Genomic DNA, 12,462 nt, shown 5'->3' with positions numbered 1-12,462 from the left:
GGGACTAGACCTTGCCGATGACGCTGTAGGTCAGGGAGGCGACGCCGACGAGGAAGAGGATCGAGGTCGCACCGATCCCGACCACTATCCACCGCCGCGCCGAGCCGGAGTCCGGCCGATGGTCGCGGATCACCGTGGACAGGCCGGCCATGGCATGGAGGAGCGCGGCGCCCAGCAGGAGCCCGTCCCACACGATCCAGAGTGCGGACGACCATCGCCGCGTGATGAAGGCGGCGTCGGTGTCCGCCACGTCGTTGACGATGTGGGTGAGGCCGTAGTGACCGAGCGCGAGGACTGCCAGCAGGACGCCGGTCACCCTGATGGTCAGGTAGAGACCGCGCTGCCCGACCCGGGTGGGCGGTGGTGTTGCTGACACCGATGGCCGCTTCATGCCACGAACACCGGACGAAGGATGGCGACGCTGCCGGCCAGGGTCACCAGCACGCTGGCCGCGACGACGCCGTTGAGGATCCTGATCGCGGCCTGTGCGCCCAGGTCCCAGACGTCGATCGCGATCAGCCGGAGACCGTTGAGGGCGTGGAAGAGCAGCGCGAAGAGCAGGCCGCACTCGAAGACGCGCATGACCACCGTCCCGTACAGCTCGTGGACGTCGTCGTACAGGTCGGAGGAGATCGCGAAGAGAGAGACGTCGACGATGTGCAGGGCCAGGAACGCGAAGATCGCGATACCGCTCAGCCGGTGGGTGTAGAAGGCCAACCTGTTGGCTTCGCTGCGTTCGCTGGGCAGCCGTCCCAGCCGGCGCAGGACGGTCTTGGACCAGAGGGCGCCGCCGTCGACGCGTCGCGCCTCGCGCACCACGACCACGGCAGCCGCGAGGATCACGACGTTCACTGCCGTGAACGCGCACAGGAACAGGAGCTGGGCAGTCGTCATGGCTGCTCGACCTCCACCTTCGCTGCCACCGGGGGAGCGGACCGGGTGAACTCCACCGGGCGCTCGGTGAACGAGACCGTGCCGTCGTCGTTCCGTCGAGCGACGAGGTACCTGAGCCACTCCGAGTCGCGGCGCTCCGGGAAGTCCGACCGGGCATGCGCCCCCCGGGTCTCCTCCCTCAGTGCGGCGCTCTGCACGATGACCTGGGCGACCGCCAGCTGGTTGCCGAGGTCGAGTGCCTCGTTCCAGGCGGGGTTGAAGGCGGCCGGGCCGGGGACGGAGACCTGCGCCAGCTGCTCCTGCAGGGTCTCGATCTCGGCGCTCGCCTTCTTGAGGCCGTCTGCGCTGCGGACCACGCCGCAGTGCTCCCACATGACGTCCTTGAGCCTCGTGGTGAGGTCGAAGGGCAGGATGCCGCCGGCTCTGTCGAGGGGCGCCGCGGCCACCGCCAAGGCCCGTTCGACGTCGGCGATCACGATCTCCGGATGCTCCCGGGACCTGGCGATCACGGCGGCCGTGTCGCCGGCGCGGCAGCCGAACACGGTCGACTCGGCGACTCCGTTGCCACCGAGCCGGTTGGCGCCGTGGACCCCCCCGGCGTCCTCCCCGGCCACGAGCAAACCTTCGAGTGAGGTCCGGCAGTCGGGATCGATGATCGCGCCGCCCATGTGGAAGTGGGCGGTGGGGGACACCTCCACGGGGCCGGTGGCCAGGTCGCTGCCGATCTGCCGGGTGCGGGCGACCATGCCGGGGAAGCGCTTCTCGACCTCGCTCGCGCCGAGGTGCGAGATGTCGATGAGCACGCCACCCGTGGCCGTCCCTCGGCCCTCCATGATCTCCATGTAGCTCGAGCGGGAGACGACGTCGCGCGTCGAGCGCTCCATCCGCTCCGGGTCGTACTTGGTCATGTAGCGCTCGCCGAGGGCGTTGAAGAGTCGCGCGCCCGCGCCTCGAAGGCCCTCCTCCAGCACGGCGCCGGTCATCCGGGCCCGGCCGGCCAGCAGACCGGTGGGGTGGAACTGCATCATCTCCATGTCCCGGAGCTCGAGCCCGGCCCGGATGCACATGGCGATGCCGTCGCCGGTCTTCTCGCGCGCGGGTGCGGCGATGCGGTACATCGTGGCGGCGCCACCGGTCGCGATGATGACGACGCGGGCCCGCACGATGACGAACCTGCCGCTCCTGACGTTCAGGCACGTGAGGCCGGCGATCGAACCGTCCGGCGCGCGGATGAGGTCGAGCGCCCGGACGTCCTCCAGCTCACGGGGGCCGACGCGGAACATCTGGTCGCGGAGCCGGGCCATGATCTCGATGCCGGTGAGGTCACCGCGGTGGACCGTCCTGTCGAAGGACTGCCCCGCGAAGGCCTTCTGCTTGATCGTGCCGTCCTCGGCGCGGTCGAAGAAGCAGCCCACCTTGGTCTCGAGCTCGTGGATGACCTTGGGGGCGTCGTTGACCAGGGTCCAGGCGAGCTCCTGGTCGTTGAGGTGCTTCCCGCCGTCGAGGGTGTCCTGGAAGTGGTCGTCGATGGAGTCCTGTGCGCTCAGCACGGCGTTGTACCCGCCCTGCACCATGCGGGTGCAGCCCGAGCGACCGACGGCGCCCTTGCTGATCACCGTGATGTCGAGACCCGGATCCGCGGCGTTGACGTGGAGAACGGCCATCAGCCCTGCTCCACCGCTGCCGATGACCGCGACATCGGTCAAGATCTCGTCGTACGCCGGGGCGGTCGTCATCGGTCCTCCACCCTTCCGGTGCGGATGCGGCGGATGGCCCGGGCCGGGTCGAGGCCCTTCGGGCAGACCCCGGTGCACCCGTAGATCAAGTGGCAGCGATCGGCCCCGTCCTGACCGGACACGAGGTCGAGACGGGGCCGTCCGGAAGCGTCCCGCGAGTCGTTGACCAGCACCATGGCCCGGGTGAGAGCGGCGGGGCCCAGGAACGTCTTGTGCTCGCCCGAGACGCCACAGCTGGAGAAGCAGGCACCGCACTGGATGCAGTCCAGAGCCCCGTCGATGGCCTCGCGCTCCTCGGAGTCGGGTCGCACGGTCGCCGGCTCGGTGAGCGACTCCTTCGGGTCCAGGTAGGGGGTGACCCGGGCCCACTGCTCCCAGAACGGGGTCATGTCGACGACGAGGTCCCGCACGACGGGGAAGCCGGCCATCGGTCCGATCTCGATCTCGCGGGCGTGGTCCTGGACGAGTGCCTGGCACGCCAGAACGGAACGGCCGTTCAGGCGCAGGGTGCACGTCCCGCACATGGCCACCCGACAGGAGAACCGGAATCCGATGGACGGGTCGTCGTCGCGCTGGATCGCCAGGAGCACGTCGAGGACCGTCATCGCGGGGAAGCGCTCGACCTCGAACCTCTCCTGTGAGTCAGGCGAACTCCGTCTGATGCGCACCTGCAGCGGTGGCGTGGGAGCTGCTGTGGGGTCCACCGACATGTGACTCCTACGGTAAGAGGTCTGACCATGCGTCGTCGGTCCATGTCTACGTCAGGACCGGCCTCACCGTCAAGTGCGAGACCAGCTTGTTGACACGGGCGGAAGCCGAGTTCTAGAGTTCATCACGAGGTCAGACCACTGACCAGGAAGGCAGGTTTGAGATGACCAATGAAGGTCCCACATTCCTGGCACACAAGTCCGGCGATGCCGTGGCGGTCGCCGTTCGAGATGTCGAGCCAGGGAACGCCGTGGTCGGATATCTGGACGGAACGCCCAGCGTCGAGGTCGAGGTTCGGGCCGAGATCCCTCTCGGCCACAAGGTGGCCATGGTGGACACGAGCTCAGGCTCGGATGTCATCGAGTACGGCGTTCGAACAGCAATCGCAACAGCGGACATCACCAAGGGTGACTACGTCCACACCCACAACGTGAGGAGTGCTCGGTGGCAGACAAGCGTCGCCTGACCGGATTCCGTCGTTCCAACGGAGCCGTAGGCACCAGAAACTATGTCGCCATCCTGCCGGTGGACGACCTCTCGAACGCGGCTGCCGAAGGCATCGCCGCGCTCATTCCAGGCACCCTGGCACTGCCGCACGCGTTCGGCCGACTCCAGTTCGGAGAGGACCTCGACCTCACGTTCCGGACCCTCATCGGGATCGGCTCCAACCCGAACGTCGCGGCGGTCGTCGTCATCGGCATCGAGCCGAACTGGACCAACCGGATCGTCGAGGGGATCGCCAAGACCGGCAAGCCGGTCGAGGGCATCTCGATCGAGGGTCGCGGCGACCTGAAGGTCATCGAGTACGCCTCGCGCATCGCGCAGCGGTACCTCCAGGAGGCCAGCGAGCTCCAGAGGGAGCCGGTCGAGCGCTCCGAGATCATGCTGACCACCAAGGACGGGGAGTCGGACACGACGACCGGCCTCGGGTCGTGCCGCATCACCGCCTACCTCAGCGACAAGTGGGTCGAGGCGGGCGGCACGATGATCTTCGGCGAGACGAGCGAGCTGACCGGCGGAGAGCACCTGATCGCCGAGCGCTGCATCGACGAGTCGGTGCGCAAGCGGTTCCAGGAGTTCTACGACGGCTACATCGAGATGATCGAGGCCACCGGAGCGAACCTCCTCGGCTCGCAGCCGACCCAGGGCAACATCGCGGGCGGACTGTCGACCATCGAGGAGAAGGCGATGGGCAACATCGTCAAGACGGGAACCGCGCCGATCGTGGGCGCGCTCGCGCCTGCCGAGGCGCCGACCCGGGCCGGCCTCCACTTCATGGACACGTCGTCGGCCGCAGCCGAGTGCGTGACCCTGATGGCCGCCGCGGGTGGCGTGGTCAACCTGTTCCCGACCGGCCAGGGCAACGTGATCGGCAACCCGATCCAACCGGTCGTGAAGATCACCGCCAACCCCAAGACGGCTGCGTCGATGTCCGACCACATGGACGTCGACTGCTCCGACATGCTCACGCGGGGACGGTCCGTCGAGGAGGCCGGTGACGAGCTCATCGACATCGTCGAGCGGACGATCAACGGGCGGCTCACCGCGGCCGAGTCCCTCGGTCACCGTGAGTTCACCATCACCAAGCTGTACCGCAGCGCGTAAGCGTGCAGTGCCCGGGCTGGGCGCACCGACTGACGAAAGGTCGTGACGCTCAGCCTGAGGCCTGCCCGACGTTGGAGATGCGTAGTGGACCTGATGACCGCCGACCTCGTGCAGATGCTCGCCGATGAGTTCGCGCTGGCCAACGAGGCGGCCGCCGAGGTCGCCCCGCCCCCGGACGGACCACGTCCCCGGATGCGCTGCACCCGGTCGTGACGGAGCTGCTGCGTGGTTGACCCGACCGTCCTGCTCCTGGGGACGCTGGTGGTCTTCGCAGCCACCTTCCTGGCCGGCATCGTCGGCTTCGCCTACGGGCTGGTGGCGCTTCCGTTGCTGCTGCTCGTCGGCGTCCCGCTCGGGGACGTCGTCGTCATCAACATGGTCGTCGCGCTGGCGAGCCGGCTGAGCGTCGTCGCCAGAAGGCACGCCGACGTGAACTGGGGGAGGGCCCGCCTGCTGCTCGTAGGCAGCGTGCCGGGGATCCTCCTCGGCATCGTCACTCGGAGCCACGTCGACACCGACGTGATCCAGCTCGCCGCCGGCATCGTCACCCTGGCGGCCGTGGCGGCCATCGCGGCAGGGGGGCGTCGACCACGAAGCCGCGAGTCGAGCCCGGCCCTGGTCGTCGTGGCCGGAGGCCTGGGCGGTCTCCTGGGCGTGACCACGAGCCTGAACGGAGTGCCCCCCGCGCTGCTGCTGACGGGGGACCGAACGAGCGCCCGGACCATGGTGGCGGACCTGGCCGTCTACTTCGTGCTGGGGAACCTGCTGACCCTGCTGACCCTGTCGCAGTCCGGCCAGGCTCCATCGGACTGGGTGTGGTCGGCCCTGTTGCTGTGGGTGCCGATCGGCCTGCTCGGAAGCTTCCTCGGGGTGGGGCTGGGCCCGCGCATGCCCTACACGCTGTTCCGCAGGCTCACGCTCGGGGTGATCGTGGCCAGCGGCGTGGCGTCATCGGTCCAGGCGGTGCTCTCGCTCATCGGCTGATGAGTCCGCGGCGAGTGCCTCGGCAGTGACCGCTTGGATCCGGCGGTTCGCGGCATCCCTGGCACTCTTGACGTGCGCCCGTGCGGCCCTCGCGGCAGCTGCCGCGTCGCCCCGGAAGATCGCCTCCAGGATTCGCTGGTGCTCCTGCCGCGACCGCTCGGCGCGACCCTCGATGGCCAGCGTGGTCTGCATGCCGGTCCGCAGCAGCTCGTTGAGCACTCCCTGCGTCTGCTCGAGCAGCCGGTTCCCGGCCGCCTGCACGATCCTGATGTGGAACTCCGCATCGAGCTGTTGGAGCAGGTCGTAGTCCCGGGGCTCCTCGGCGAGCGCGGCGTCGAGCCGCTCGAAGGCGACCTGGACCGCCGCGATCGCGGCGGTGTCCTTGTTCCGGGCAGCCCACTGGGCAGCGGGGACCTCGAGCACCTCTCGCATGGCGAACAGCTCCGCGAGGTTGTGGTCGAGCCTGGCCATGGACTCCCGCATGCTTCGCTGCGCGGACGGCTCCGCGACGAAGACCCCCTGCCCGTGCTTGACCACCAGGCGACCCTCGGCCTGCAGCGAGCGCACGGCCTCCCGCAGGGAGGGCCTGCTCACCCGCAGGGTCGCCGCGAGCTCCCGCTCTGACGGCAGGCGGTCGCCCGCCGAGAGCTTGTGCGACGTCATGAACCGCAGGATCTCCAGCCGGATGCGCGAGTTGAGCGTCCCGCCGCCGACCGGCTGCCAGTCGCCGGAATCTACCGGCGAGTTGTCTGTAGCCATACCACTCAACCTTCCAAGGCATTCACCAAGCCCACATGATAGCCGCAGGTCTGAGTTCTTACCTGTGCTTTTGGCCCTGTTTCCTGCCTGCGCGTCGGGCTCCACGTCCTGGCGCTACTCTCAGACGCGCGGGTCGTCGGTGCTTGCTAGGCCCTCGAGCCACATGCTTGAATGGACAGACCTCTTTCCACTGAGCGAAGGGCAGAGTCGGTGCAGTACGGATTCGCGATCGATCAACGCACCTGCATCGGCTGTCACGCCTGCACGGTCGCCTGCAAGACCGAGCACGAGGTGCCTCTGGGGCAGTTCCGCACCTGGGTGAAGTACGTAGACCAGGGCGAGTTCCCTGCCACCACGAGGGACTTCGGCGTGATGCGGTGCAATCACTGCACCGACGCACCATGCCTGAAGATCTGCCCGACCCAGGCGCTGTTCAAGCGTGACGACGGCATCGTGGACTTCGACGGTGACAGGTGCATCGGCTGCAAGAGCTGCATGCAGGCCTGCCCGTACGACGCCATCTACATCGACGCCGACACGCACACCGCAGCGAAGTGCAACTTCTGCGCCCATCGCATCGACGAGGACCTCGAGCCCGCCTGCGTGGTGGTCTGCCCCACGCACTCGATCTGGGTCGGTGACGTCGACGACCCGACCTCCGGGATCAGCCGGCTGATCAGCACGAACCCGACGACCGTCCGCTCACCGGAGCAGAACACCGGTCCGAACGTCTTCTACCTGGGCGCCGATCGGGCGGTGCTCGACCCGCTGGCCGCGCCGGTCGACGACACCTACATCTGGGCGAAGCCCGATGCCCACCGCCTGGAGACGGCCGACGACCTGACGCGGGACCCGGTGACGAACGCCCGCACCACGCTGAACACGGCGCACCCGCGCCCCTGGGGCTGGAAGGTCGTCACCTACCTGTGGACGAAGGGCATCGGCGCCGGTGCCCTCGGGCTGGCCGCGCTGGCCGTCCTGCTCGGTGTCGACCTGGGCGCCGTCGGCGACTACGTGGCTCCGGTTCTCGGCCTCTTCGGCGCGGCCACCACCGGCGCGCTGCTGGTGTGGGACCTCAAGCGCCCCGAGAGGTTCCTCTACATCTTCCTGAAGTCGAACTTCGGCTCGTGGCTGGTGCTGGGCGCCTACGCCCTGACGGCGTTCTCGGGGGGAGCGGTGCTGTGGCTGCTTGCCGCGGCACTCGACATCGGCTGGCTGACGACCGGCCTCGCGGTGCTCGGGATCCCGGTGAGCGCGATGATGGCCGGCTACACCGCGTTCCTGTTCGGTCAGGCCGAGGGCCGCGACCTCTGGCAGTCACCGGTGCTGTTCTGGCACCTGGTGGTGCAGGCGGTGATGGTGGGCAGCGGGGCTCTCGCGGTGGTCGGGCTCGTCGCCGACCTCTCCGACGAGGCCTGGCAGCTGATCGCGGTGGCGTTCGTCATCTCGACGGTCCTGCACCTGCTGATCCTCGGCCTCGAGTACTCCGGCAAGCACGCAAGCCGCCAGGCTGCCGTGGCGGCGCACATCGTCACCAGCGGGCGCTACGCCGGGACGTTCTGGTGGGCGTCCGTGCTGCCCGCCGCTGTCGCCGCCGTCCTCGGAGCGCTCACGCTGGCCGGGCTGCCGGTGCTCCTCCTGGCGCTCGGCGGGCTGGTCGTCCAGCCCGCGCTGATCGCCTACGAGAGCGTCTTCGTGCGCGCCGGCCAGGACCCCCCGCTCTCGTGACCGTGCCCGCATCGCTCCACCCGAGAACCTGGAGGAACTGGCCATGACGGCTACCCCGGATCGCAAGACGCAGCAGGTGCCGCTCCCGGGTGCTCGCACGCACGAGAACCTGCGGAACTTCCCGCCCCCGGAGGACTGGGACCACCACGTCGAGTACGACGCCAAGGCGCACCCGCGCAAGGTCCCGCACACCTACTCGTTGATCCCCACGATCTGCTTCAACTGCGAGTCCTCCTGCGGGCTGCTGGCCTACGTCGACCACGAGGACCTGTCGATCAAGAAGTTCGAGGGGAACCCGGCCCACCCGGGCTCCCGGGGCCGCAACTGCGCCAAGGGCCCCGCGACGATCAACCAGGTGCACGACCCGGACCGGATCCTCTACCCGTTGAAGCGGGTCGGCGAGCGCGGCTCCGGCCAGTTCGAGCGCGTCTCCTGGGACGTCGCGGTCGCCGACATCGCGGGCCGCATCCGCAAGGCCATCGTGGAGGACCGCAAGGACGAGGTGATGTACCACGTCGGTCGTCCCGGGGAGGACGGCTTCGCCGAGCGCGTCCTGCAGGCCTGGGGAGTCGACGGCCACAACAGCCACACGAATGTCTGCTCCTCGGGGGGACGCAGCGGCTACACGCACTGGATGGGCTACGACCGGCCGTCCCCGGACTACGCCAACGCGAAGGTGATGCTCCTCCTGTCGAGCCACCTCGAGACCGGGCACTACTTCAACCCGCACGCCCAGCGCATCATGGAGGCCAAGCAGGCCGGGGCGAAGCTGGTGGTCCTGGACCTGCGGCTGTCCAACACCGCGTCCCACGCCGACCTGTGGATCTCGCCGTGGCCGGGCAGCGAGGCCGCGATCTTCCTCTCCGTGGCGTCCTACCTGCTGCGCACGCGCAGCATCGACGAGGACTACATCCGGCGCTGGGTCAACTGGGACGTCTACCTCGAGCGACTGCACCCGGACGCACCCCGGGAGTTCGAAATCTTCCTGGACCGGCTGACCGAGGACTACGCGAAGTACACCTTCGAGTACGCCGCGCAGGAGGCCCACGTCGAGGTCGCGCAGGTGGAGGAGCTGGCCAAGATCGTGGCCGGCGCCGGCGCCAGGCTCGCCACCCACACGTGGCGCTCGGCCGCCGCCGGCAACCTCGGCGGGTGGCAGATCACCCGGAGCCTGTTCTTCCTGAACGTGCTCACCGGCAGCGTCGGCACCGTCGGAGGGACGCACCCCAACGGCTGGGACAAGTTCATCGCGCACTACCCGGACATGCCGGAGCCCAACGACATCTGGAGCGAGAAGCTCTGGCCACCTGAGTACCCCCTCACCACCAACGAGATGTCGATCCTGCTGCCACACCTGCTCAAGGACGGTCGCGGCAAGCTCGACGTCTACTTCAGCCGCGTCTACAACCCGCTGTGGGTCAACCCGGACGGATTCACCTGGATCGACGTGCTGAAGGACGAGAGCAAGATGGGCCTGCACGTCGCCCTCACCCCGACGTGGAGCGAGTCGGCGACGTTCGCCGACTACGTGCTGCCCATGGGCCATGCGTCCGAGCGCCACGACACGATGTCGTTCGAGACGCACACCTCCAAGTGGCTCGCCTTCCGCCAGCCGGTCGGCCGGGTCGCCATGGAGCAGCAGGGGATCCCCTTCGAGGACAGCCGCGACGCCAACCCCGGAGAAGTGTGGGAGGAGAACGAGTTCTGGTTCGAGCTCTCCTGGCAGATCGACCCCGACGGGGCGCTCGGCATCAGGAAGTACTTCGAGTCCAAGGCCCGCCCCGGCGAGAAGATGACCCAGGACGAGTACTACGACACGCTGTTCAGCAACAGCGTGCCTGGCCTGCCCGCTGCGGCCGAGGGACAAGGGCTCACGCCCCTCGCCTACATGCGGAAGTACGGCGTCTTCGAGGTGGCCAAGGACATCTACCGCCTCGACGAGCGGGAGCTGAGCGAGGCCGAGCTCGACGGGGCGACCGCCGACGAGACCGGCGTGCTGCGCAAGCCGGTCACGATGGAGCATGCGCCGCCGCTGGTCGGTGAGGCCGGCGCCGTGGGCATCGAGCACGCGGACGGCACCAAGACCGCCGGCTGGCTGTCCCCGTCGCGCAAGCTGGAGCTGTTCTCCACCACCCTGGCCGACTGGGGTTGGCCCGAGCAGGCAACTCCCGGGTACATCGAGTCGCACGTGTCCGCACGGCAGATCGACCGCTCGAACGACGAGTTCGTGCTGATGCCGAACTTCCGCCTGCCGACGCTGATCCACACGCGATCGGGCAACGCGAAGTACCTCAACGAGATCAGCAACACCCATCCGCTGTGGTTCAACCAGGCCGACGCCGACGGTCTCGACCTGTCAACCGGCGACCTGGTCCGGGTCTCGACCGAGATCGGCCACTTCGTGGTCCGGGTGTGGGCCACCGAGGCGATCCGTCCTGGCGTCGTGGGGCTGTCGCACCACATGGGCCGGTGGACCCAGGAGGGTCACCCCGGCAGCCGATGGGCGATGGGGAAGGTGGACCTCAACCGCTCCGACGACGGGATCTGGAAGCTGCGGTACACCGACGGCATCAAGCCGTTCAAGAGCGACGACCCCGACTCCGAGCGGATCTACTGGGACGACCCGGGTGTGCACCAGAACCTGGCGTTCCCGGTCCAGCCGGACCCGGTGTCGGGCATGCACTGCTGGCACCAGAAGGTGCGCATCGAGAAGGCACACGCCGACGACCAGTACGGCGACGTCGAGGTCGACGTGAACAAGTCGCGGGAGGCCTACCGTCGCTGGCTGGCGATGACCCGGCCCGGCCCGGGACCGGGCGGCCAGCGCCGCCCGGAGTTCATGATGCGGCACGTCACCCCGAAGCGGTCGGCGTACCGTGTGGCCGGCGCCTCGGCCGAGGGCGAGCAGTGAGCCTGCTGTCGCGCCGCCACGCCGCGGCGGACGTGGACCTCGCCGAGGTCCACCTCGCCCTGGCCCTGGTCGAGGACCCCGAGCTGCACCTGCCTCTCGACGAAGCGGGCATGGTCGAGGGAGTGGAGGTCGGCCGATCCGGCGCGGTGAGCGTCACGATCCGGCTGACCACGCCGTCCTGTCCGTTGAAGGACACCCTCGCCCGCGACGTCACGGAAGCCGTCGGCTCGGTGGCCGGCGTCGAGCGGGTCGAGGTGTCCTTCAGCGCCATGACCGAGAACGAGCGGATGCAGCTCGCCTCGCGGTTGCGTGGCTCGAGCCCCGAAGGCGGTCACCGGTTCGGACTCGGGTCCGCGACGCAGGTGTATGCCGTGGCCAGCGGCAAGGGCGGGGTGGGCAAGTCGACGGTGACCGCCAACCTCGCCGTGGCGCTCGCCCAGGAGGGGCGCCGGGTCGGCATCCTGGACGCCGACGTGTGGGGGTACTCCGTGCCCCAGCTCTTCGGGGTGCGTCGGGCACCCGTGGCGCTGAAGGGCATCATGCTCCCGGTCGAGGCGCACGGTGTGGCCCTGATGTCGGTGGGATTCCTGGTCTCCGACGAGGAACCGGTGGTGTGGCGGGGGCCGATGCTGCACAAGGCCCTCGAGCAGTTCCTCTCAGACGTGCACTGGGGCGAGCTCGACACGCTTCTGATCGACCTGCCCCCCGGCACTGGCGACATCACGATGTCGCTGCTCGAGCTGGTCCCGGACGCCGCGCTGATCGCGGTCACGACCCCGCAGGTCGCCGCCCAGACGGTGGCCGAGCGCGTCGGCCGGATGGCACGCAACTTCCGGATGCCGGTGGCCGGCGTCGTGGAGAACATGACCGAGCTGGTCTGCGGCTCGTGCCAGCACAGCACGGCTCTGTTCGGGTCGGGTGGTGGGGAGCGCCTCGCCGAGGCGATCGCCGCACCCCTGCTGGGCGCCGTACCCCTCGACATCGAGCTGCGCGAGGCCGGGGACGTCGGCGTGCCGGCGATGGTTCGCGCCCCGCATGCGCGGTCGGTCGCCGAGCTGCGCCGGATCGCCGCAACGCTGCCGGTGGTGCAGCGCAGCCTGGTCGGCAGGTCGCTCCCGCTCTCGGTGGTGTGACGCG

11 protein-coding genes are annotated in these 12,462 nt (G+C 69.0%); 6 read left to right on the top strand and 5 right to left on the bottom strand.

Annotated elements, in window-relative coordinates; all coding sequences use genetic code 11:
* Window positions 1–4: 4 nt before the first annotated feature.
* From ACP7BP_RS11305 to ACP7BP_RS11290, 4 genes are read right to left on the bottom strand one after another with little or no spacing between them, the layout of a single operon-like run.
* Window positions 5–376: a hypothetical protein gene (locus ACP7BP_RS11305; RefSeq protein WP_426244697.1), complete on the bottom strand. Its 372-nt coding sequence runs from the start codon at window positions 374–376 to the stop codon at window positions 5–7.
* Between the two features lie 11 nt (window positions 377–387).
* A complete protein-coding gene (gene sdhC, locus ACP7BP_RS11300; protein WP_426244696.1) occupies window positions 388–894 on the bottom strand; it encodes a succinate dehydrogenase, cytochrome b556 subunit in 507 nt (168 codons plus the stop codon).
* Window positions 891–2,630, bottom strand: a complete 1,740-nt coding sequence (locus ACP7BP_RS11295) for an FAD-binding protein (RefSeq protein ID WP_426244695.1) — start codon at window positions 2,628–2,630, stop codon at window positions 891–893. The genes sdhC and ACP7BP_RS11295 overlap by 4 nt, the downstream gene beginning before the upstream one ends.
* On the bottom strand, window positions 2,627–3,340 hold the full coding sequence (locus ACP7BP_RS11290; protein WP_426244694.1) for a succinate dehydrogenase/fumarate reductase iron-sulfur subunit: 714 nt from the start codon (window positions 3,338–3,340) through the stop codon (window positions 2,627–2,629). Before ACP7BP_RS11290 ends, ACP7BP_RS11295 begins: the two co-directional genes overlap by 4 nt.
* A gap of 161 nt (window positions 3,341–3,501) precedes the next feature.
* Between ACP7BP_RS11290 and ACP7BP_RS11285 the strand changes: the two genes are divergently transcribed.
* The 3 genes from ACP7BP_RS11285 to ACP7BP_RS11275 all read left to right on the top strand — a co-directional run bounded on the left by ACP7BP_RS11285 (window position 3,502) and on the right by ACP7BP_RS11275 (window position 5,927).
* Window positions 3,502–3,804, top strand: coding sequence for a UxaA family hydrolase (locus ACP7BP_RS11285; RefSeq protein ID WP_426244693.1), 303 nt, complete (start codon window positions 3,502–3,504; stop codon window positions 3,802–3,804).
* Window positions 3,783–4,943, top strand: coding sequence for a UxaA family hydrolase (locus ACP7BP_RS11280; protein WP_426244692.1), 1,161 nt, complete (start codon window positions 3,783–3,785; stop codon window positions 4,941–4,943). Before ACP7BP_RS11285 ends, ACP7BP_RS11280 begins: the two co-directional genes overlap by 22 nt.
* Before the next feature lie 225 nt (window positions 4,944–5,168).
* Window positions 5,169–5,927, top strand: a complete 759-nt coding sequence (locus ACP7BP_RS11275; protein ID WP_426244691.1) for a TSUP family transporter — start codon at window positions 5,169–5,171, stop codon at window positions 5,925–5,927.
* Here ACP7BP_RS11275 and ACP7BP_RS11270 read toward each other — a convergent pair.
* Window positions 5,892–6,686 carry a FadR/GntR family transcriptional regulator gene (locus ACP7BP_RS11270; protein ID WP_426244690.1) on the bottom strand — a complete coding sequence of 265 codons (795 nt, stop codon included), beginning with the start codon at window positions 6,684–6,686 and terminating at the stop codon, window positions 5,892–5,894. The genes ACP7BP_RS11275 and ACP7BP_RS11270 overlap by 36 nt on opposite strands.
* Window positions 6,687–6,896: 210 nt before the next feature.
* Between ACP7BP_RS11270 and ACP7BP_RS11265 the strand changes: the two genes are divergently transcribed.
* From ACP7BP_RS11265 to ACP7BP_RS11255, 3 genes are read left to right on the top strand one after another with little or no spacing between them, the layout of a single operon-like run.
* On the top strand, window positions 6,897–8,414 hold the full coding sequence (locus ACP7BP_RS11265; protein WP_426244689.1) for a 4Fe-4S dicluster domain-containing protein: 1,518 nt from the start codon (window positions 6,897–6,899) through the stop codon (window positions 8,412–8,414).
* 43 nt (window positions 8,415–8,457) lie between these two features.
* Window positions 8,458–11,325, top strand: a complete 2,868-nt coding sequence (locus ACP7BP_RS11260; RefSeq protein WP_426244688.1) for a molybdopterin-dependent oxidoreductase — start codon at window positions 8,458–8,460, stop codon at window positions 11,323–11,325.
* Entirely contained in the window at window positions 11,322–12,458 is a 1,137-nt protein-coding gene (locus ACP7BP_RS11255) for an Mrp/NBP35 family ATP-binding protein (protein WP_426244687.1), read from the top strand. The genes ACP7BP_RS11260 and ACP7BP_RS11255 overlap by 4 nt, the downstream gene beginning before the upstream one ends.
* The last annotated feature ends 4 nt before the right edge of the window (window positions 12,459–12,462 follow it).

The organism is Nocardioides sp. LHG3406-4, assembly GCF_049897745.1.
Lineage (GTDB): Bacteria > Actinomycetota > Actinomycetes > Propionibacteriales > Nocardioidaceae > Nocardioides.
The sequence above is the reverse complement of the archived record's forward strand: the minus strand, read 5'-3'. Positions and strand labels throughout refer to the sequence as shown.